The 21405-nt window shown below is 64.9% G+C and carries 16 protein-coding genes; 9 read left to right on the top strand and 7 right to left on the bottom strand.

Annotation, left to right across the window (positions count from 1 at the left end):
- Positions 1-76: 76 nt before the first annotated feature.
- On the bottom strand, positions 77-847 hold the full coding sequence (locus AC1PQG_RS18030; RefSeq protein ID WP_481119187.1) for a ParA family protein: 771 nt from the start codon (positions 845-847) through the stop codon (positions 77-79).
- Between the two features lie 337 nt (positions 848-1184).
- Between AC1PQG_RS18030 and AC1PQG_RS18025 the strand changes: the two genes are divergently transcribed.
- From AC1PQG_RS18025 to AC1PQG_RS18015, 3 genes are all read left to right on the top strand, one after another.
- A complete protein-coding gene (locus AC1PQG_RS18025; RefSeq protein WP_481119186.1) occupies positions 1185-3479 on the top strand; it encodes an NADP-dependent malic enzyme in 2295 nt (764 codons plus the stop codon).
- 177 nt (positions 3480-3656) lie between these two features.
- Positions 3657-4631, top strand: coding sequence for a quinone oxidoreductase family protein (locus AC1PQG_RS18020; RefSeq protein ID WP_481119185.1), 975 nt, complete (start codon positions 3657-3659; stop codon positions 4629-4631).
- A 2-nt stretch (positions 4632-4633) separates the two neighbouring features.
- Positions 4634-5011, top strand: coding sequence for a hypothetical protein (locus AC1PQG_RS18015; protein ID WP_481119184.1), 378 nt, complete (start codon positions 4634-4636; stop codon positions 5009-5011).
- Between the two features lie 94 nt (positions 5012-5105).
- On the opposite strand, the gene AC1PQG_RS18010 is transcribed toward AC1PQG_RS18015, so the two are convergent.
- A complete protein-coding gene (locus AC1PQG_RS18010; RefSeq protein WP_481119183.1) occupies positions 5106-6152 on the bottom strand; it encodes a GGDEF domain-containing protein in 1047 nt (348 codons plus the stop codon).
- A gap of 180 nt (positions 6153-6332) precedes the next feature.
- Between AC1PQG_RS18010 and AC1PQG_RS18005 the strand changes: the two genes are divergently transcribed.
- Genes AC1PQG_RS18005 through AC1PQG_RS17990 form a run of 4 tightly spaced genes read left to right on the top strand, consistent with a single transcriptional unit; the run spans position 6333 to position 12799 of the window.
- A complete protein-coding gene (locus tag AC1PQG_RS18005) occupies positions 6333-7454 on the top strand; it encodes a rhomboid family intramembrane serine protease (RefSeq protein ID WP_481119182.1) in 1122 nt (373 codons plus the stop codon).
- 22 nt (positions 7455-7476) lie between these two features.
- The gene (gene paeA / locus AC1PQG_RS18000) at positions 7477-8790 is read left to right on the top strand and encodes a polyamine export protein PaeA (RefSeq protein ID WP_481119181.1); all 1314 of its coding nucleotides are present in this window, start codon (positions 7477-7479) and stop codon (positions 8788-8790) included.
- 32 nt (positions 8791-8822) lie between these two features.
- On the top strand, positions 8823-12314 hold the full coding sequence (dnaE, locus tag AC1PQG_RS17995; RefSeq protein WP_481119180.1) for a DNA polymerase III subunit alpha: 3492 nt from the start codon (positions 8823-8825) through the stop codon (positions 12312-12314).
- Positions 12315-12319: 5 nt separating this feature from the next.
- Positions 12320-12799 carry a WbuC family cupin fold metalloprotein gene (locus tag AC1PQG_RS17990; protein ID WP_481119179.1) on the top strand — a complete coding sequence of 160 codons (480 nt, stop codon included), beginning with the start codon at positions 12320-12322 and terminating at the stop codon, positions 12797-12799.
- Here the strand turns inward: AC1PQG_RS17990 and AC1PQG_RS17985 are convergent.
- The 5 genes from AC1PQG_RS17985 to metG form a co-directional block, all read right to left on the bottom strand.
- Positions 12786-15281 carry a sensor domain-containing protein gene (locus AC1PQG_RS17985; RefSeq protein WP_481119178.1) on the bottom strand — a complete coding sequence of 832 codons (2496 nt, stop codon included), beginning with the start codon at positions 15279-15281 and terminating at the stop codon, positions 12786-12788. The two genes, AC1PQG_RS17990 and AC1PQG_RS17985, sit on opposite strands and share 14 nt — an antisense overlap.
- A gap of 88 nt (positions 15282-15369) precedes the next feature.
- Entirely contained in the window at positions 15370-15663 is a 294-nt protein-coding gene (locus AC1PQG_RS17980; RefSeq protein WP_481119177.1) for an acylphosphatase, read from the bottom strand.
- Positions 15647-17335 (bottom strand): SulP family inorganic anion transporter, encoded by a 1689-nt coding sequence (locus AC1PQG_RS17975; RefSeq protein ID WP_481119176.1) that lies wholly within the window; start codon positions 17333-17335, stop codon positions 15647-15649. Before AC1PQG_RS17975 ends, AC1PQG_RS17980 begins: the two co-directional genes overlap by 17 nt.
- Before the next feature lie 136 nt (positions 17336-17471).
- The gene (locus tag AC1PQG_RS17970) at positions 17472-17750 is read right to left on the bottom strand and encodes a hypothetical protein (protein WP_481119175.1); all 279 of its coding nucleotides are present in this window, start codon (positions 17748-17750) and stop codon (positions 17472-17474) included.
- Positions 17747-19915, bottom strand: coding sequence for a methionine--tRNA ligase (gene metG, locus AC1PQG_RS17965; protein WP_481119174.1), 2169 nt, complete (start codon positions 19913-19915; stop codon positions 17747-17749). The genes AC1PQG_RS17970 and metG overlap by 4 nt, the downstream gene beginning before the upstream one ends.
- 169 nt (positions 19916-20084) lie before the next feature.
- On the opposite strand from metG, the gene apbC reads away from it, so the two are divergent.
- Positions 20085-21176: an iron-sulfur cluster carrier protein ApbC gene (apbC, locus tag AC1PQG_RS17960; protein WP_374487005.1), complete on the top strand. Its 1092-nt coding sequence runs from the start codon at positions 20085-20087 to the stop codon at positions 21174-21176.
- Entirely contained in the window at positions 21173-21367 is a 195-nt protein-coding gene (locus AC1PQG_RS17955; RefSeq protein ID WP_481119173.1) for an NF038104 family lipoprotein, read from the top strand. The genes apbC and AC1PQG_RS17955 overlap by 4 nt, the downstream gene beginning before the upstream one ends.
- The last annotated feature ends 38 nt before the right edge of the window (positions 21368-21405 follow it).

Raw genomic sequence — 21405 nt, 5'->3', positions numbered from 1 at the left:
GCGCCAGGCTTACTGGCCGGGAATGCCGGCCGGCGTGATTGCAGGAGTTCGCCCTCCAGATTGATGCGGGGGCGCTTCAGGCACTGCGCAGTTCGGCGTGGAGGGCGGTGAATTCCTGGGCCAGCTTGTGCTTCGGGTCCAGGTGGATCATCGGCTTGGCCTGCTCGTGGCTTTCGCGGATCTTGATCGAACTGGACAGATAGGTCTTGAAGACCGGCAGGCCTTCGTCGATGAGTTCCTGCACCAGCTTCTGGGGCAGGCTGGCGCGGGGTTGGAACTGGTTGACGACGATGCCTTCCACTTCGAGGCCGCGGTTGTGGTCGGCCCTGATCTCCTGCACGTTCTCCATCAACGCGTAGAGCGCCCGGCGGGAGAAGTCGTCACAGTCGAAGGGGATCAGGCACAGCTGCGTCGCGATCAGCGCCGAGCGGGTGTAGAAGTTGAGCGCCGGTGGGGTGTCGATGAATACCGCGTCGAAGTCGTCGGTCAGTTCGTCGAGAGCGTCGCGCAGCTTGAAGATCTTGTAGCGGGATTCGAGCTTGCTCTGCAGCTCTTCCAGCATCGGGTGCGACGGTAGGATGGACAGCTTGTCGAAGGGCGTCGGGTGGACGAACTCGGTGGTCTTCTTGGGGCTGAACTTGAAGGACAGGGTCTGTTCGAACAGGCCGGCGAGGGTGTCGTTCACGTTGTCGGCGGCGTCGCCGAGCAGGTAGTGGGTGGAGTTGCCCTGCGGGTCCAGGTCCACCACCAGCGTGCGCAGGCCTTGCTGGGCACTGATCGCCGCCAGGTTGCAGGTGATGGTGGATTTGCCTACGCCACCTTTCTGATTGAACACCACGCGTCGCATCTTCGTTCCTCTGTTTGTCTGTCCGTGCATTTTCAGGCGGGTGCGATTGTGCCACGCAATCGGGGGGAGTCCGTATTTACCGAAGGTGCGTTATCGCGCTTGCTCGGTTAAACTCCCGGCAAACAAGACGTAGCGGGTATGCCACCTCCCGGCATGCCAGCTCCAGTCGGGCTTCCGGCGATCCCGGCGTTCGGCTGTCATATATAAGACTCGTGCCCGATCCGGGCATCCACATATTTCAGACTTCCGGCACATATCGCTTTCGCTGCCGCCGTTGCCGACCTGACGTCGGTTCCGGATACGGACGCGATATACCCGTTTTGAGAGAAGAGAGAACATGGATAAGGATTTCATTGCCGCCGCCCTCGAATACCACCGCGCACCGACCCGCGGCAAGATCGCGGTGGTGCCCACCAAGGGGCTGACCAACCAGCGCGACCTGGCGCTGGCTTATTCGCCCGGCGTGGCGGCTGCCTGCGATGCGATCGTGGCCGACCCGGCCGACGCGCAGGAATACACCTCCCGCGGCAACCTGGTGGCGGTGATCACCAACGGTACCGCAGTGCTGGGCCTCGGTAACATCGGCCCGCTGGCCGCCAAGCCGGTGATGGAGGGCAAGGGCTGTCTGTTCAAGAAGTTTGCCAACATCGACGTATTCGACATCGAGCTGGCCGAGAACGACCCGGACAAGCTGATCGACATGATCGCGGCCCTCGAGCCGACCCTCGGCGGTGTGAACCTGGAAGACATCAAGGCACCAGAGTGCTTCTACATCGAGCAGAAGCTGCGCGAGCGGATGAACATTCCGGTCTTCCACGACGACCAGCACGGTACCGCGATCATTTCCGCGTCGGCCATGCTCAATGGCCTGAAGGTGGTCGGCAAGAAGATCGACGAGGTCAAGGTCGTGGTGTCGGGCGCCGGCGCGGCGGCCATCGCCTGCCTGGAGCTGTGGTGCAGCCTCGGCATCAAGCGTGAAAACGTCTTCGTCTGCGACTCGAAGGGCGTGATCTACGTCGGTCGCGACGAGAAGATGGAGCCGACCAAGGCCCGTTTTGCCCAGAACACCGAGTACCGCACGCTGGCCGACGCGATGGTCGGCGCCGATATCTTCCTGGGCCTGTCCACTGCCGGCGTGCTGAAGCAGGACATGGTCAAGACCATGGCCGCCAAGCCGCTGATCTTCGCGCTGGCCAACCCGACGCCGGAAATCCTGCCGGAACTGGCCAAGGAAGTGCGTCCCGACGCGATCATCGCCACCGGCCGTTCGGATTACCCGAACCAGGTCAACAACGTGCTGTGCTTCCCCTTCATTTTCCGTGGCGCGCTGGATGCCGGCGCTACCAAGATCAATGAAGAAATGAAGCTGGCCTGCGTGAAGGCCATCGCCGAACTGGCTGAGGCCGAGCAATCCGACGTGGTGGCCCAGGCCTACGGCGGTGCCGATCTCAATTTCGGCCCGAACTACCTGATTCCGAAGCCCTTCGATCCGCGCCTGATCGTCAAGATCGCGCCGGCCGTCGCCCAGGCTGCCATTGATTCCGGCGTGGCGACCCGCCAGATCGACATGGACGCCTACGTCCAGAGCCTCAACGAGTTCGTGTATCAGTCCGGCATCATCATGAAGCCGGTGTTCACCACCGCCAAGGCGGTCCCCGTCGAGCAGAAGCGCGTGCTCTACGCGGAAGGCGAGAGCGAGCGCGTGCTGCGCGCCGTGCGTGCCGTGGTCGATGAGCATCTGGCCCGTCCGATCCTGATCGGCCGTCCGGCGGTCATCGACATGCGCATCGAGAAGTTCGGCCTCAACCTGCAGGCCGGCCGTGACTTCGACGTGGTGAACGTCGAGTCCGACCCGCGCTACCGCGAGCTGTGGCAGGAGTACTACCGTCTGATGGGCCGCGACGGCGTGACGCCGGATTCGGCCCGCGAGGCCCTGCGTAGCGACTCCACGCTGATCGGCTGCATGCTGCTGCGCCGTGGCGATGCCGATGCACTGGTGTGCGGCACCACCGGCTCCTACGACCACCACTACCGCCACGTGGAAAATCTGATCGGCCTGAAGCCGGGCGCCAAGCTGTTCGCGGCGATGAACATGCTGCTGCTGCCCAAGCGCATCCTGGCGATTGCCGACACCTACGTGAGCGAGCTGCCGAGCGCCGAGGACATTTCCGAGATCTCCCTGATGGCGGCCGAGGAAATGAAGCGTTTCGGCATTGAGCCGAAGGTCGCCCTGCTGTCCCACTCCAACTTCGGCAGCGCCCGCAGCACCTCGTCCCTCAAGATGCGCGCGGCCCGCGACATCCTGCGCGACAAGGCGCCGGAACTGCAGTGCGACGGCGAGATGCACGGTGACTCCGCGCTGTCCGCCGAGATCCGCGACCGCCTGCACCCGGAGTCCACCCTCACCGGTGAAGCCAACCTGCTGGTGATGCCCAACCTGGACGCTGCCAACATCGCCTTCAACCTGCTGAAGGTGGCGCATGGCGAGGGCGTGTCGGTCGGCCCGATCCTCCTCGGTGCGGCCCGTGCGGTGCACATCCTGACCCCGTCGGCCTCCGTGCGCCGCCTGGTCAACATGACGGCCCTGGCCGTTGTGGATGCCCTCGAGCAGCGCACCGAAAAAACGGTCTGAGTTAGCTTCCCGTTGCGGCGAAGGCGCTTCCGCCTCGCCGCAACGCTGGCGATGGATGCACGAACGCCCCTACAGTGGCTTGCCACGTAGGGGCGAATTCATTTGTGCTTCGGGACCACGACGCTTATGCGCCTCCGGTACAATTCAGTTACAACTGATGTCTTTGTGAGGTGCAGCATGCCCCATCTGATCCGTTTCGAGCGTATCGGCGGCCCCGAGGTCCTGCAGTGGGTCGAGGTCGATGTGCCGCCGCCCGCGGCGGGCGAGGTGCAGGTCCGCCATCATGCGGTCGGCCTCAATTACATCGATACCTATCACCGCTCCGGCCTTTATCCGCTGCCGCTGCCGTCCAGCCTGGGGCAGGAAGCCGCCGGCGTCATCGAGGCGGTGGGGGAGGGCGTCACCGAATTCCAGCCGGGAGACCGGGTTGCGTATGCGGGCGGTCCGCTCGGGGCCTATGCGGAGCTGCGCAACATTGCCGCCCAGCATCTGGTGAAGTTGCCCGACAGCCTGTCCTTCGAGCAGGGGGCGGCGATGATGATGCAAGGCCTCACCGCCCAGTATCTGCTGCGCCGCACTTACCGGGTCCAGCCCGGCGACACTGTCCTGATCCATGCCGCGGCCGGCGGTGTGGGCCTGATTGCCTGCCAGTGGGCCAAGGCCCTCGGCGCAACGGTGATCGGCACCGTCAGTTCGGACGAGAAGGCCGAACTGGCCTGTAGCCACGGTTGTGACCACGCCATCGTGTCCACGCGCGAAAAGGTTTCCGAGCGCGTGCGGGCACTGACCGGCGGTGCCGGAGTGCACGTGGTGTACGACTCCATCGGCAAGGACACCTTCCTGGATTCCCTGACCTGCCTGCGGCCCCTCGGCATGATGGTGAGCTTCGGCAACGCTTCCGGCCCGGTCGAGCCTTTCGATCTCGGGCTCCTGGCCCGGATGGGTTCCCTGTTCCTGACCCGGCCGACGCTGTTCACTTACACGGCCCGCCGTGAAGACCTCCTGGCGATGGCCGACGAGTTGTTCGGCGTCGTGGCGTCGGGCCAGGTCCGTATCAACATCAACCAGCGTTATCCGTTGCAGGACGCCGCCACGGCCCACCGTGAGCTGGAGGCGCGACGGACGACGGGCTCCACCGTTCTGATTCCGTGAAAATGACTGTTTTCTTTTTCCGTGCCGGGCTCGTCGTAGTGAGTCTGCTGGCTTGCGGGCCCGCCGTCCTTGCGGCTCCTCCTGCGCCGGCCGTAGTGTTGACGCCGGTGCAGATGGCTTACCTGCAGGCGGAGACCCGCCGTATCGACGAGACTTTCATCCAGAAGTTGATGACGATTTCAGGGGCGAGCCGTGAGCAGGTGATACGTGCAATCCCCGCCAAGGGGCGGCTGACGGAGCGTATGGCACGGATCTACAGCTCGTTGGAGTATGTTCTGAAAGTCCAGCTGACTCCGGAGCAGAAGGCCCTGATGTTTGCCGCCGACGAGGAGCGCAAGCAGGCTCTGAAGGAGCTACCGGCCTCGGCGGCCACCAAGTGAAGGGGCGCTCATCCACCGGGTGTGGTGTGCTGCAGGGGGCAGGGTTTCTGCCGGTGGAGGCAGGTTGGTCGGGGGATGTGGCGGATCCGGGCGTTCAGAACAGTTCCATGCTGCCGCTCGGTTGCTCGCGGAGGGTGATGCGTCCATCGGCCAGCAAGGTTTCGTAGCAGGCCGTCCGGTTGCGGCCGTTTTCCTTGGCGAAGTAGAGGGCTTCGTCTGCCCGCCCGACGATTTCCGGGATGGTGTCCTGGGGGCGGATGTGGGTATAGCCCATGCTGATGGTGACCTGTCCGACCTGAGGAAACGGATAGTGCTCGACCGTTTCACGCAGCCGTTCGAGGGCCTGGGCGACCTCGCTTTCGTTGCCGGCTCTCAGCACGACGACGAACTCTTCGCCGCCGAAGCGGAACAGGCGATCCTGGTGACGGAAGCTGTCCCGCATCAGGCGGGCCAGCAGCAGGAGTACCTCGTCTCCGTACAAGTGGCCGAACTGGTCGTTGATGCGCTTGAAGTGGTCCACGTCCAGCACTGCCAGCCAGTGGGTGCCGTCGTCCTGCTGACGCAGCCGCATCGGGCTGCCATTCATCGAGGCGCCACGCTGAACGGCCAGCGCATTGAGGATTTTTCCCAGGTTTTCGTCGAAGGTCTTGCGGTTGAGCAGACCGGTAAGCGTGTCCCGCTCACTGTAGTCCAGCAGGCTCATGTAGTTGCGGTACAGCCCGAGAAAGCCTTCCGCCGTGCCGAGATTCTCCTCGCTGAGCTGGGTGTTGCAGACTACTTCCAGTACGCCCAGTACCCGACGTTCGGCCAGGATGGGGAAACAGTGCAGGTATCGGTCCGTGGCTTCCAGGTGGCGAAGCACGATGTGGTTCTGTTCGACGCAGGCAGCCATTTCCGGCCGTTGGGAAACCGGCATCGTCTCCTCGACGTCGTCGAGCGCTTCCTGCACGTAGCGCACGCCTTCGGGGGCCACGTGTACGACCTGGGTCAGGAAGTTGTCGTTGCCGTGTTCGGTGACTTTGTAGAGATTGACTTCCAGCGCCTTGACCAGTTCGAACAGGGCCGATGCGACGCCCAGTTCCAGCAGGGTGCGGTCGCGATGTTGAGTGATGGATTCGACGTGTTTGAGAACGTGGATCATGGGTATCCAGAGCCAACCAGCTTGAGTCGGCATATTAGCGCAGAGCCCCGGATTGGGTGATTGCAGCGATGCCCAAACGAGGAATCTGTCGCGGATGAGCGCCAGGTCCCGGCCTCGGCGGACGAGGCGACCGGCTTGCGTATAATCGGCGGCACCGTTCTGCCAAGCCATTGCCGCGCCTTGAATTACGATACTTTCATTGACCTGCTGTTTGCACGGGTGCCGCGTGCGGCCGTCACATATGCCCTGGTGGCGGTCAACATTCTGGTGTTTGTCGGACTGGCGGCGGTGTCCATGAGCCCGCTGCACATTCCTTCCGAACTGTTGATCCGCGCCGGCGGCAATTTTGCGCTGCGGACCCAGGACGGCGAGGGCTGGCGTCTGTTGACGGCCCTGTTCCTGCATGGCGGGCTGCTCCACGTCGGGCTCAACATGTTCGCCCTTTACCAAGCCGGGCAGGTGGTCGAGCGGCTGTTCGGGCGGGCCGGGTTCGTGGTGGTGTATCTGGGGGCGGGCCTGCTCGGCAATGTGGCCAGCCTGTGGTGGCGGCAGGGGGCGGTGAGCATCGGTGCGTCGGGGGCCATTTTCGGGGTGTACGGAGCGCTGCTGGCTTACCTGACGGTCCAGCGGGGCTCGGTTCCGGTCGAGGTGTTCCGCGAGATGCGTTCGGGGACGCTCGGGTTTCTCGGCTATTCCCTGTTCGCCGGCTTTGCCATTGCGGGTATCGACAATGCAGCGCACCTGGGAGGATTGCTCGGTGGCCTGATTCTGGGAGCAGCACTGGCTGAGCCGGTGTTTTCCCAGTTGCCGGTCCGCTGGCTGACTTGGCGCGCGCTAGCGGGGATTATGGCCGTCGTGCTCATCGGGGTAAGCATGTGGCGTGCGACTCCTGACGTCGCCCATGAACGGGAGGTGGATACGCTGTACCAGCAGACCGTCCAGCGCTTTGCCATCGAAGAGCAGGACCTGCAGAGGGAGCAGACTCAGCTTCTGGAGGCCGTGCGGGCGCGCCGGATGAGCGAGGCGGCAGCGCTGGAGGTCCTCGAGCGGGAGCTGATCCCCCGTTGGGATCGGCAGGTGTTGCAGCTGTCGTGGCGCATGGCGCCGCCACCCCGTGAATGGCAACGGAATGAACTGATCCAGTACGCAACGGCCCGGCGCGATGCGCTGAAGGCCTTGATCCAGGCACTGCAGACCCGCGATGCCGAATGGATCGAGCGCTCACGCAATCTCCAGCAGGAGGCGGATTCCATTCTGTTGCAGATGCGTCTGCGCAAGTCGGTGGAGGAGCCGGGGCAGTAAAGCCGGATGGAGACCCATGAGCATGGACCTGCTTGAAAATCTTCTGCTGATCGGCGTGCTGGTGGCGATCAGCGCCTTCTTCGCTGTGTCCGAGATTTCCATTGCGGCGTCGCGCCCGGTGCGCCTGTCCGTGCTGGCAGAAGAGGGCCATGCTGCAGCTGCCCGCGTGCTGGCCTTGCAGGCCCAGCCAGGGCCTTTCTTCACGCTGGTGCAGATTGGCCTCAATGCAGTGGCGATCATGGGGGGCATCGTCGGCGAAGGGGTGTTCTCCCCGTGGCTGACGGCGGTGCTGGCGCCCTTGTTGTCGGAGACCTATCTGGAAACAGTGGCTTTCGCGCTGTCCTTCACCGGGGTGACGTCCCTGTTCATCCTGTTCGCCGACCTGATGCCCAAGCGCCTCGGCATGGCCTCGCCGGAGCGGCTGGCGATGGCCGTATCGGGGCCGATGAGCCTGCTGATCCGCTGGCTGCGGCCTTTGCTGTGGTTCTACAACTCGGCGGCGGACCTGTTGTTCCGCCTGCTGGGCGTACCGACGACGCGCAACGAGACGGTGACGCCGGACGAGATCATCGCGGTGGTGCAGGCCGGTGCCGACGCCGGGGTGCTTGCCGAGCAGGAACATGCGTTGATCGAGAACGTCTTCGGCCTGGACGCGCGTAGCGCGCCATCGGCGATGACGACCCGCGACAGCGTGGTGTTCTTCACCTTGCAGGAGAGCGAGGAGAGTATCCGCCAGAAGATCACCAGCCGCCCCTTCAATCGCTTCCCCGTGTGCGACGGCGACATCGACCACGTGGTCGGCTACGTGGATGCCAAGGACTTGCTCAACCGCGTGCTGGCTGGGCAGTCCCTGTCGATGAAGGCCGACGCGCCGATCAACCCGCTGCTGGCACTGCCCGACACGCTGACGCTGGCCGAGGTGCTGGAGCGCCTGCGCGAGGCCCGCGAGGACTTCGCGGTGATCATCAACGAGTACGCGCTGGTGGTCGGAGTGATCACCCTCAATGACATCATCCGCGCGCTGGTCGGCGACGACGTGGACCAGGTGCAGGAGGAGCAGATCCTGCGCCGGGATGAGCACTCCTGGCTTGTGGATGGGGCAACGGCTGCCAGCGACGTGATGCGCGTACTCGACATCGACGATGAGGACGGCAGCGAGCATTACGAGACCATCGCCGGCTTCATGATGTACCACCTGCGCAAGATCCCGCGCAGAACCGATCGGGTGGACTTTGCGGGCTACCGTTTCGAGGTGCTCGACGTGGACAACCATCGCATCGACCAACTGCTGGTCAGCCGACTGGGGGCCGACGGAGAAATCTCCGCCAAGGGGTGAACCCGTTTCCCCGGGGCGGGTAAAATCGCGGGATGCCTGAGACTCACTCCCCCCGCTTCATCCACCTGCGCCTCCATACCGAGTATTCGATCTCCGACGGGATCGTGCAGGTGGACCACGCCATCGCCCGCGCCGTCGCCGACGGCATGCCGGCGCTGGGCATTTCCGACCTCGCCAACCTGTTCGGCATGGTCAAGTTCTACAAGGGCGCCCGCGGCAAGGGCATCAAGCCGGTGTGTGGCGTGGATGCCTGGATCACCAACGATGTGGACCGGGACAAGCCGAGCCGCGTGCTGCTGATCTGCAAGAACCGCAAGGGCTATGGCCAGCTGTGCGAACTGCTGACCCAGGCCTACATGGAGAACAAGTACCGCGGCCGCGCCGAGATCCGCCGCGAATGGCTGACCGCCGACAGCGCCAGCGACCTCTTGTGCCTGTCCGGCGCCAAGGATGGCGACGTCGGCCATGCGCTGGCCAACGGCAACAACCGCCTCGCCGAACAGCTGGCCGCCGACTGGGCGCGCCGCTTCCCGGGCGGCTTCTACATCGAGATCCAGCGCGCCGGCCATCCGGGCACCGAGACCTACATCCGCGAGGCCCTGCAGATCGCCTCCAGCCTCGAGCTGCCGGTGGTCGCGACGCACCCGATCCAGTTCACCCGGCCCGAGGACTTCAAGGCCCACGAGGCACGGGTGTGCATCTCTCAGGGTAACGTGCTGGCCGACAAGCGGCGCCCACGGGACTTCACCGAGCAGCAGTACTTCAAGACCCAGGCGGAGATGTGCGAGCTCTTCGCCGACATCCCCGAGGCTCTCGAGAACAGCATCGAGATCGCCCGTCGCTGTTCGCTGACGGTTCAGCTCGGCAAGAACTTCCTGCCCCTGTTCCCGACGCCGGAGGGCATGACCCTCGACGACTACCTGATTGCCGAGGCCAAGGCGGGCCTGGAGGTGCGGCTGGGCGAGCTGTACCCGGACGAGACGGTCCGCGAGGGCCAGCGCCAGCGCTACGAAGAGCGCCTGAAGTTCGAGACCGACACCATCGTGCAGATGGGTTTTCCGGGCTACTTCCTGATCGTGGCGGACTTCATCAACTGGGCCAAGCAGAACGGCGTGCCGGTCGGACCCGGGCGGGGTTCCGGTGCAGGCTCGCTGGTGGCTTACAGCCTGCGCATTACCGACCTGGATCCGCTCGAATACGCATTGCTGTTCGAGCGCTTCCTGAACCCGGAGCGGGTGTCGATGCCCGACTTCGACATCGACTTCTGCCAGGACAACCGCTACCGCGTCATCGAATACGTGCGCGAACGCTACGGCAAGGATGCGGTGAGCCAGATCGCCACCTTCGGCACGATGGCCTCCAAGGCCGTGGTGCGTGATGTGGGTCGCGTGCTCGACCTGCCTTACGGCCTGTGTGACCGCCTGTCCAAGCTGATCCCGGTGGTGCAGAACAAGCCGCTGTCGCTGGCCGACGCCCGCGAGCAGGAGCCGCAGATCAACGAGCTGATGAATGATTCCAGCGACGGCGAATCGATCCAGGAGCTGTGGAGCCTTGCCGAGCCCCTCGAAGGCCTGACTCGTGGCGTCGGCATGCACGCCGGCGGCGTGCTGATCGCTCCCGGCAAGCTGACCGACTTCTGCCCGCTGTACATCGCCGACGGTGAGGACGCCACGCCGGTGTCCCAGTTCGACAAGGACGACGTGGAAGGCGTCGGCCTCGTGAAGTTCGACTTCCTCGGCCTGCGCAACCTCACCATCATCGAGCTGGCGCTGGACTACGTGGCACGCCTCACCGGCAAGCGGCTCGACCTGATGAGCCTGGGCTTCGAAGACCAGGCCGCCTACCAGATCCTGCGCGACGCCAACACCACCGCGATCTTCCAGGTGGAATCGGACGGGATGAAGAAGCTGCTCAAGAAGCTGGCACCCGACCGTTTCGAAGACATCATCGCCGTGCTGGCCCTCTACCGGCCGGGCCCGCTGGGCTCGGGGATGGTGGACGACTTCATCCTGCGTAAAAAGGGCCAACAGGAGATCGACTACTTCCACCCGGACCTGAAAGCCTGCCTGGAACCGACCTACGGGGTGATCGTGTACCAGGAACAGGTGATGCAGATCTCCCAGATCATCGGCGGCTACACTCTCGGCGGCGCCGACATGCTGCGCCGGGCGATGGGCAAGAAGAAGCCCGAGGAGATGGCCAAGCACCGGGAGACGATTGCCGATGGTGCCAAGAAGCTGGGCTACGACCCGGCGCTGGCTGAGCAGCTTTTCGACTTGATGACCAAGTTCGCCGAGTACGGCTTCAACAAGTCGCACACGGCAGCCTACGCGGTGGTCACCTACCACACCGCCTGGCTCAAGGCCTACCACTGCGCGGCCTTCATGGCCGCCACCATGTCGGCCGACCTGGACAACACCGACACGATCAAGATCTTCTACGAAGACACGATCGCCAACCACATCACCGTGCTGCCGCCGGACGTCAATGCGTCCGACTACCGCTTCGTGCCCACCGACTCCAAGACCATCCGCTATGGCCTGGGGGCGGTGAAGGGCGTCGGGGAACCGGCGGTACGGGCGATCCTGGCCGCCCGCGAGTCCGGCGGCCCGTTCAAGGACCTTTTCGACTTCGCCTGCCGGGTGGACAAGCGCATGGCCAACCGGCGCGTCATCGAGGCGCTGATCCGTGCCGGTGCGTTCGACACCATTGCACCGACCCAGCCGGTGGATCGCCACACGCTGCTGGCCAGCGTCGGCATCGCCATGGAAGCCGCCGAGCAGATCGCCGCCAACGCGCTGCAGAGCGGCCTCTTCGATGTGCCCGGCGAGGCCGCCGCGCCGATGGTGGACTACGTCAAGGTGCGGCCGTGGGGCGAACGGGAAAAGCTGAAGGAAGAGAAGCTGGCGATCGGCTTCTTCCTGTCCGGCCATCCCTTCAACGCCTTCAAGGAAGAGGTGCGGCGCTTCGTGCGGCGCCCGCTGTCCCAGGTCGAGCCGAGCAAGGAACTGATCACGATGGCCGGCGTGGTGATGGAGGTGCGCGCCAAGATGACGGCCCGCGGCAAGATCGCCTTCGTGCTGCTCGACGACGGCACCACGCCGCGGGAGGTGTCGGTGTTCTCCGAGGTCTTCGACAACAACCGCCAGCGCATCGTGGTGGACGAAGTGCTGGTGGTCGAGGCCAAGGTCAGCAACGACGACTTCTCTGGCGGCCTGCGCATCGTTGCCGACAAGCTGCTGACCCTCGGCGAAGCCCGCGGCCGTTTTGCCAAGGCGCTGCAGCTCCGGCTCAACGGCGAGGTCGGCGAAGCCGGCGGGGCGGTGGCCGCCGCGGAACGCCTGGCCAGCCTGCTGCAACCGTTCCGCGAAGGGGAATGCCCGATCCGTGTGCGCTACCGCAACGCCAACGCCGAAGGCGACGTGCCCTTCGGGCCGAACTGGCGGGTGCGCCCGGACGACAGCCTGCTCGAAAGCCTGCGCAACTGGCTGCCGCCGGAGGCCGTTGAAGTGCTGTACAGCTGACCGGCATGGGCATCCGCTTCTTCGATGCAGCTCTGCTCGACGGACTGGTGGCGCAGGCGCGAACGGTGCCGCGCCGCCGTGCCCACCACAACCTGCACACCGATCTGGGCGCGCCGGCCCAGCGCCTGCTGGTGGCCATGGAGCCGGATTCCTATGTGCGTCCCCATTGCCATCTGGATCCCGACAAGGCAGAAACCCTGATCCTGCTACGCGGCAGTCTGGGCGTGCTGACTTTCGATGCCGACGGTGCCGTTACGGATACGCAGGTCATCCGGGCTGGTGGCGCGCTTCCGGGCTGTGACGTGCCGCCCGGCGTGTGGCATGCCATCGTGGCACTGGAGAGCGGAACGGTTTTTGCCGAAGCCAAGGCGGGGCCCTATGTGCCGCTGAGCGAAGCCGAATGGGGACGCTGGGCGCCGGCGGAAACGGCTCCCGCCGCCACGGCCTACCTAGCGGCGATGACCGGGCTGTTTACTCTGGCGTGAATGGCGCCGCCGGCAGCGTGCCGATGTGCAGCAGGCCGGTGACGGCCTCTGCCGGCAGGGGCGGGCTGAACAAGTAGCCCTGTGCCGCAGTGCAGCCTTCCTGGCGCAGGAACTCCATCTGCTCCGGCGTTTCGGTGCCCTCGGCGATCACTTCCAGTCGCAGGTTGCGGCCGAGCTGGATGATGGTCCTTACGAGCACGGCATCGTCCGGGTCCTCGTTGAGATCGCGCACGAAGCTCTGATCGATCTTCAGGCGGTCCACCGGAAAGCGCTTCAGGTAGGCCAGGCTGGAATAGCCGGTGCCGAAGTCATCGATGGACATGCGGATGCCCAGCCCCTTCAGGCGCGCCAGGATGTCCTCGACGGCGCTGCCGGACTGCATCAGCAGGGATTCCGTGAGTTCCAGCTCCAGCCACTGGCCGTCCAGACCACTGGCATCCAGAACGTCGCGGACAGTGGCGACGATGTCTTCGCGACGGAATTGCAGCGCCGACAGGTTAACGGCCACCGGCATGGGCGGGAAGCCGGCATCCTGCCAGCGGCGTGCCTGGCGGCAGGCTTCGTGTAGCACCCAGCGGCCGATCGGAACGATCAGGCCGCATTCCTCGGCAAGCGGGATGAAGCGGGCCGGTGGCACACCGCCCAGCGCACCGCTGAACCAGCGCAGCAGGGCCTCCATGCCGATGATGCGGCCCGTCGCTAGGTCCACCTGGGGCTGGTAATAGAGCTGAAATTCGTTGTTTTCAAGGGCGCGCCGCAGGGCGTTTTCCAGGTGCAGGCGTTCCAGCGCGTTGACGTTCATCACCTCGTCGAAGAAGCGATAGGTGTTCCGCCCGCTTTCCTTGGCGTGATACATCGCCGTGTCGGCGTTCTTCATCAGGCTCTCGACGTTGATGCCGTCTTCCGGATAAAGGGCTATGCCGATCGAGAACGAGGTGCCGAGCTGTTGGGTGTCGATCTCGAAGGGCTCGCGCAGGCGGTCGAGGATCTTCTCGGCGACGCGAGCAGCGTCGGCCGGGACCTCCACATCGGTCAGGACGATCAGGAACTCGTCGCCGCCCTGGCGACTGACCGTGTCGGTTTCGCGGACGCAGGCCGACAGGCGAAGGGCGACGCCTTGCAGCAGCTGATCTCCCATCATGTGGCCGAGGGAGTCGTTGATGGTCTTGAAGCGGTCGAGGTCGAGGAACAGCAGGGCGATCCGCTTCTGCCGCCGTACCGCGTTGGCAAGGGCCTGTTCGAGGCGGTCGTGGAGTAGCGTTCGATTGGGGAGGCCGGTCAGCGCATCGTGTTGGGCCAGGAAGGCAATGCGCGCCTCCGAGGCCTTGCGTTCAGTGATGTCGGAAAACACGGCCACGTAATGGCTGATTCGCCCGGCGTTGTCGCGCACGGCGCTGATCGATAGGGCGGAAGGGTAGAGCGTGCCGTTCTTGCGGCGGTCGTTGATTTCCCCCTGCCAGAAACCGTGCTCCTCGATCTCCGCCCACATGGCTTCGTAGAAGGCCGGATCGTGGTGGCCGGACTTGAGCAGTTTCGGCGTCTGGCCTATGGCCTCGTCAGCGCTGTAGCCGGTGACTTCGGTAAAGGCTTTGTTGACCGACAGAATGTGCTGGCTGGCGTCGGTGACGATGATCGCCTCGACGCTGTTGCGGAACACCGTCCAGGCCAGACGGAGCTGTTCCTCGCTCTCCCGTCGAGCGGTGATGTCGGCGATGGTAGTGATGACGCCGCGGGGTGTGTCGCTATCGTCCTCGTAGAGCGGGACCGAATTGACCCACACCCAGCGCAGGCTGCCGTCCCGCCTTTCGACGCCGAGGGGGCCGGCCTGGGCCTGCCCGCTAGCCAGCGCCCGCATGGATGGGATCTGGGTGAGCTCGGCAGGTCCGCCGTCCTCGTTGAGGTAACGCACCAGGCCGTTGTCCTGGTTGAGTTCCCAGGTGTGCATTTCCGCGGGGCTGAGGCCGAAGATCTTTTCGGCGCTGGTGTTGTGCAGCAGTACCTTGCCGTGGGCGTCGCGCAGGATCACGCCCTCACCCATCGAGGCGAGCAGGGTTCGCATGCTCTCTTCGCGCTCACGCAGCTCGGCCTCGGTGTTGCGGCGGTCGGTGATGTCCAGGCCGGAAGCGATATAGCCGGTGAAGTCGCCGTTCCCGTCGAAGACCGGACGGCCCGTGTTGATGATCCAGCGGTAGTTTCCATCGTGGCGGCGCAGCCGGTACTCCATCTCGAAAGGCGTTTGCACCGCAAAGTGTTCGAGATAGGTGCCTATGCTGCGGTCGAAATCCTCCGGGTGGATCCCGATGGTCCAACCGTCACCCAGCTCGTCTTCGAGCGTGCGGCCAGTGAAATCCAGCCAGGTCTGGTTGAAATAGCTGCATTTGGCATCGACGCCGGATCGCCAGATCAGGGTCGGAAAGCGCTCGAACAGGGCGGTCGAGAAGTCCAGACTGCCGGCGTCTTCTTGAGTGGAAGGCAGGGCCACGGTAGGAGGGGGCGTCTTGAGGTCGGGTGGGGGATGACGACCGACACATTCTAACGCCATTTGTCGCCAGGCACGCCGCCGGCATGGCTCAGAGCGTGTCGGCGCGCGTAAAGCCGGGGCTTTCCGGTGGTGAGCTGCTTTCCCAGACCACCTTACTGACGCGGGCTGCCGGCGGGCCACGCCGGGCCCATTCGGTGATCGTGTCGAGGGCCGCAGCCGGGCCGGCGACCAGGGCTTCGACGGTGCCGTCACTGCGATTGCGCACCCAGCCGGCAAGGCCCAGGTGTCGGGCTTGGGCGTGCAATGCGTTGCGGTAGCCGACGCCCTGTACGGTGCCGTGGATGCGCAGCAGGCGGGCGGTGGAGTCAGATGTTGTCTTCATCCATGAACCTCGGAAGGAGCTCCCTGGAGCGGGCGAGGGCGCCGTACAGGTCGCTGCAGATGTTGTTGGGGCCCACTTCGTCGGCGAAGCCGGAACGCTCGATCAGCGAACCAGGCTGCGTGTTGAGGTTACAGAGGATAAGCGCACAGCCTCTTTTGTGCAGGTTCTTGCACAAGCTCTCCAGGCCTTCCAGGCCGGTGGTGTCGAGGCTGACCAGATGCTGCATTTCGAGGATGACGATTTCCGGGTGCCGCTCGGCCGGGGCCAGCAGGGCTTCCAGCTTGTGGATCGCACCGAAGAACAGGGAGCCGTACAGGGAATAGGCGACCACCCGTGGCGTGCCGTCCGGGTAGAGGAACTGCGGCAGCATCGCCAGTTCGCCGAGGGGGCGGCGTTCGACGCGGGTCAGGTCCGACATGCGGTAGATGAAGGCCAGGCTGGCCAGCACCATGCCCAACTCGACCGCCAGCGTCAGATCGAAAACCACGGTGACGAAGAAGGTGGTGAGCAGGATCGCCCGGTAGTTCAGCGAGAAGCGCCCCAGCCCGCGGAACTCGTGCCATTCGCCCATGTTGATGGATACGACGACGACGATTGCGGACAGGGTGGCCAGCGGGATGTGCTTGGCAAACGGCGCCAGCACCAGCACGACGGCCAGCAGCACCAGCGCGTGCACCATGCCGGCCACTGGGCTGCGGCCGCCTGTGCGCACATTGGTGGCGGTGCGGGCGATGGCGCCGGTGGCGGCGAAGCCGCCGAACAGCGGCGCGGCGATGTTGGCGATGCCCTGGGCGATCAATTCCTGATTGGGGTCGTGGCGGTCGTCGATGGAGCCATCCGCGACACGGGCCGACAGCAGGGATTCGATGGCGCCGAGCAGGGCGATGGTCAGCGCCGGCGAGATCAGCTTGCCGAGAATGGGCAGCGAAAGCTCGGGCAGCGCGAAGGCAGGCAGATCCTGCGGGATGCCATTGAAGCGGCTGCCGATGGTTTCCACCGGCAGGTGCAGGAGCGCATTGGCGACGGTGGCGACCACCAGCACACCCAGCGGGCCGGGCATGCGGGCCAGCAGCGTGAAACGCCGGGCCAGCCGGTTCCACGACAGCAGCACGATCAGCGAGACGATCGACAGCGCGACGGTGGGGATGTCGATGGAGTGCAGGTTGGCGGCCAGCGCCTCGATCTTGCCGAAGAACTCGCCGGGCATGTGCTCGATGCGCAGGCCGAGGAAGTCCTTGATCTGGGCGAGGAAGATCACCACCGCGATGCCGTTGGTGAAGCCGATCACCACTGTCTTGGGGATGAAGCGGATCAGGTTGCCAAGGCGGAACACGCCCATCGCGACGAGGATCGCGCCGGCCAGCATGGTGGCGACGAGCAGGTTCTGCACGCCGTAGTCGGCGACGATGCCGTAGATGATCGGAATGAAGGCGCCGGTGGGGCCGCCGATCTGCACACGGGAGCCACCGAGGGCGGAGATCAGGAAGCCGGCGACGATGGCTGTCCAGATGCCGGCAGTGGGGGACATGCCCGAGGCGATGGCGAAGGCCATCGCGAGGGGCAGGGCGAGGACGCCGACCGTCAGGCCGGCGGACGCATCGCGACTGAACTGGCTGCCGTCATAACCCGGCAGCGTGTCGAGGAGTTTGGGGTGAAACGCAATCTTGGCCATGGGGCCTCCGCAAAAAGGAAAACATCGGGTCTGCGCTGGTGGGCGCGCTTTGCGGAGGGGTGAGACCGGGCCCCGTGCGATGTTGGACGAACCATCGTTTGCGGGCGGTCATGGGCATGGTTGCGCGTCCTTCGGGTTAGTGGGAATAGTGGCTGTCGTTGGCGGCCTGCTTGCCGCGGGAGGCGGCATGCATGACTTCCACCAGCATCTTCACTGCGGCGATGAAGACGGCGACGATGCCGCCGCCCACGCAGATCCAGGCCTGCAGACCGTTGGCGGGAAAACCGGGCAGCAGGGAGGCGCGGTCTTCCATGAGGTAGGCCGCGCCCAGCGCGAGGACCACCACGCCGATCATGTCGATGGCCGCCCAGGCCCAGAAGGCCAGGGTCAGGCGGGGCAGGGGCGAGGCGCTCATTTGACGCGCATGCCCGGGGTGGCGCCGCTGTCCGGCGACAGGATGAACAGGCCCGGTACTTCGCCGTTGCTGTCGGAGGCGGCCAGCACCATGCCTTCGGACATGCCGAACTTCATCTTGCGCGGGGCTAGGTTGGCGACCATCACGGTCAGCCGGCCGACCAGAGTCGCGGGGTCATAGGCGCTCTTGATGCCGGCGAAGACCTGGCGCGGACGCTCCTCGCCGATGTCGAGCTGCAGGCGCAGCAGCTTGGCGGCGCCTTCGACGTGCTCGGCGGAGACGATCCTGGCGATACGCAGGTCCACCTTGCCGAAGTCGTCGATGGAAATGAAGGGCTCGGTTTCCGCCGCCTGCTCGGTTTCGGTGGCGGCCACGTGGGCCTGGTGCTGTGCGTGGCGCTGCTCGGAATGGGCGTCCTTGCCGTTTTTCGCGGCTTTGGAGGGCTTGGCATGGGCCACGGCGGCGGGGGCCAGGGAGTCCCGGTTGGCTTCGAGGAGCGCGTCCACCTGCTTGCGCTCGATGCGGGTCATCAGGTGACTGTAGGCGCCGATGGCGTGGCCGGCGGGCAGGGGGGCCAGCAGGCTGTCCCAGCCCAGCGGCTCGATCGCCAGGAAGGCTTCGACCTGGGCCGCGAGTTTGGGCAGAACCGGCTTGAGCAGGCCGGTGAGGGCCTTGAAGATGTTGATGGCGGTGGTGCACACGACGTGCAGACGGGCTTCCTGGCCTTCCTGCTTGGCCAGCTCCCACGGCTTGTTGTCGTTGACGTAGCCATTGGCCAGGTCGGCGAACTCCATGATCTTGCGCAGTGCGCGGCTGAAGTCGCGGGTCTCGTAGGCGGCGGTGATTTCGGACAGGTCCCAGTCGAGGGCGGCGGCGCTGTCGTGGGCGCCGAGCTTGCCGTCGAAGCGCTTGGCGATGAAGCCGGCACAGCGGCTGGCGATGTTGACGAACTTGCCGACAAGGTCGGAATTGACCTTGGCGATCATGTCGTCAAGGTTGAGGTCCACGTCTTCCATCGTGCCGTTGGACTTGCCGGCGAAGTAGTAGCGCAGCCACTCCGGGTTGAGTTTCTGCTCGGTGTAGGAGCGGGCGGTGATGAAGGTCCCGCGGCTCTTGCTCATCTTGGCGCCGTCCACGGTCAGGAAGCCGTTTACGCACAGCTGGGTCGGCGTGCGGTAGCCGGCGAAGTGCAGCATCGCGGGCCAGAACAGCGCGTGGAAGTACAGGATGTCCTTGCCGATGAAGTGGATCAGCTCGGTGCCGGTGGCGGCCGCCGGGCCGGCCTCGGTGTAGTCGGCGACGTCGATGTCCCTGCGGCGGGAAGCCAGGTTGCGGAAGCTGGCGAAGTAGCCGATAGGAGCGTCCAGCCACACGTAGAAATATTTGCCCGGGGCGCCGGGGATCTCGAAGCCGAAGTAGGGCGCGTCGCGGGAGATGTCCCAGTCGGACAGCTTGTTCTCGCCGGCCTCGCCGAGCCATTCCTTCATCTTGTTGGCGGCTTCGGCCTGCAGGCGGCGCTCGCCGTCGGGGGTGACGCCCTGGGTCCATTCGCGCAGGAACTCGACGGCGCGCGGGTCGGACAGGCGGAAGAAGTAGTGCTCGGAGGTCTTCAGCACCGGCTTGGCGCCGGACACCGCGGAGTACGGGTTCTTCAGTTCGGTCGGGGCGTAGGCCGCGCCGCAGGCTTCACAGTTGTCGCCGTACTGGTCGGCCGCGCCACACTTGGGGCACTCGCCCTTGATGAAGCGGTCGGGCAGGAACATCTCCTTGACCGGGTCGTAGAACTGCTCGATGGCGCGGGTGTCGATGAGCTTGGCGTTGTCGCGCAGGCGGGTGTAGATGTCTTCGGCATACCAGCGGTTCTCGCCGCTGTGGGTGGAGTGGTAGTTGTCGAACTCGACGCTGAAATCGCGGAAATCGCGGGAGTGTTCGCCATGCACGCGGTCGATCAGCTGCTCGGGCGTCAGGCCTTCCTTTTCGGCGCGCAGCATGACCGGCGTGCCGTGGGTGTCGTCCGCGCAGACGTAGTGCACCAGGTTGCCGCGCATGCGCTGGTAGCGTACCCAGATGTCGGCCTGGATGTAGCCGACCAGGTGACCGAGGTGGATGTCGCCGTTGGCGTAGGGCAGGGCATTGGTGACGAGGATCTTGCGCGGGGGGGTCATGGATGGGCCTGATGCACGATTGTTCTGAATCCGGCATTCTAGCAAAGCGATTCCGCCCTCGCGGAGCCTGCCCGTTTTGGTAAACTGGACAAAATTACTCGGGTTTACCTCGCCCCGCGTGCCGTTCACCATGTTTTCATTTTTCCGCCGCTCGCCGGCCCCCGATACCATGAGCCTGACCGACCAGAGCGTCCTCGACTGCCTGAAGCAGTTCGTCGATCCCAATACCGGCAAGGACTACGTCTCATCTCGCCTGGTGAAGAACCTGCGCGTGAGCGGTGCAGACGTGTCCTTCGACATCGAGCTGGGCTACCCGGCGCAAACCCAGATCGACGCGATCCGCCAGGCGCTGATCGCCCAGGTCAAGACTTTGCCGGGCGTCGGCAACGTGAGTGCCAACGTCCACACCAAAATCGTCGCTCACGCGGTGCAGCAGGGCGTCAAGCTGTTGCCCGGCGTGAAGAACATCATCGCCGTGGCGTCTGGCAAGGGCGGCGTCGGCAAGAGCACCACCGCGGTCAACCTGGCCCTCGCGCTGGCGGCGGAAGGTGCCCGCGTCGGCATGCTGGATGCGGATATCTATGGCCCGTCCCAGCCGCAGATGCTGGGGATCGGCGGTCAGCGTCCCGAGTCCCTCGACGGCAAGACCATGCAACCGCTGCACGCCCATGGCCTGCAGGTGATGTCCATCGGCTTCCTGGTGGATGTGGAGACGCCGATGGTGTGGCGCGGCCCGATGGCCACCGGCGCGCTGCAGCAGCTGCTGAAGGAAACCAACTGGGACGAGTTGGACTACCTGGTTATCGACATGCCGCCGGGCACCGGCGACATTCAGCTGACCCTGTCCCAGACCGTGCCGGTGACCGGTGCCGTGATCGTTACCACGCCGCAGGACATCGCGCTGCTGGACGCCCGCAAGGGCCTCAAGATGTTCGAGAAGGTCGGCGTGCCGATCATCGGCATCGTCGAAAACATGAGCATCCATATCTGCTCCAACTGCGGCCACGAGGAGCACATCTTCGGCACTGGCGGTGGCCAGGCCATGTGCGCCGACTACGGTGTGCCCTTCCTCGGCGCGCTGCCCCTCGACATCCAGATCCGCCAGGAAGTGGACAGCGGCGTGCCGACGGTGGTCGCCGACCCGGACGGCCGCGTCGCCGAGATCTACAAGGGCATCGCCCGCAAGGTGGCGATCAGCATCGCCGAGCGCGCCAAGGACATGAGCCACAAGTTCCCCAACATCGTGGTGCAGAACACATGAGCGGCCTTAAGCGGATGATGGCCGGTGGCCTGCTGGCGGTCGCCTGCATGGGCCTGGGCGGCTGTGTGGTGGGCACCGTCGTCGGTGCAGCGGTGGATGTCGGCGTCGAAGTGGTGAAGGTGCCGTTCAAGGTCGGCAAGGGTATCTACGACGTGGTCAAGGACGATCCGGAAGAGGATAAGAAGAAGTAGTTGCGGCATTGCATCAACGTCTGCAATTGACGTCTCTC

The organism is Zoogloea sp. GDB6 (assembly GCF_056724105.1).
Note: the sequence above shows the minus strand (reverse complement) of the source record. Positions and strands in the feature narration are given on the sequence as shown.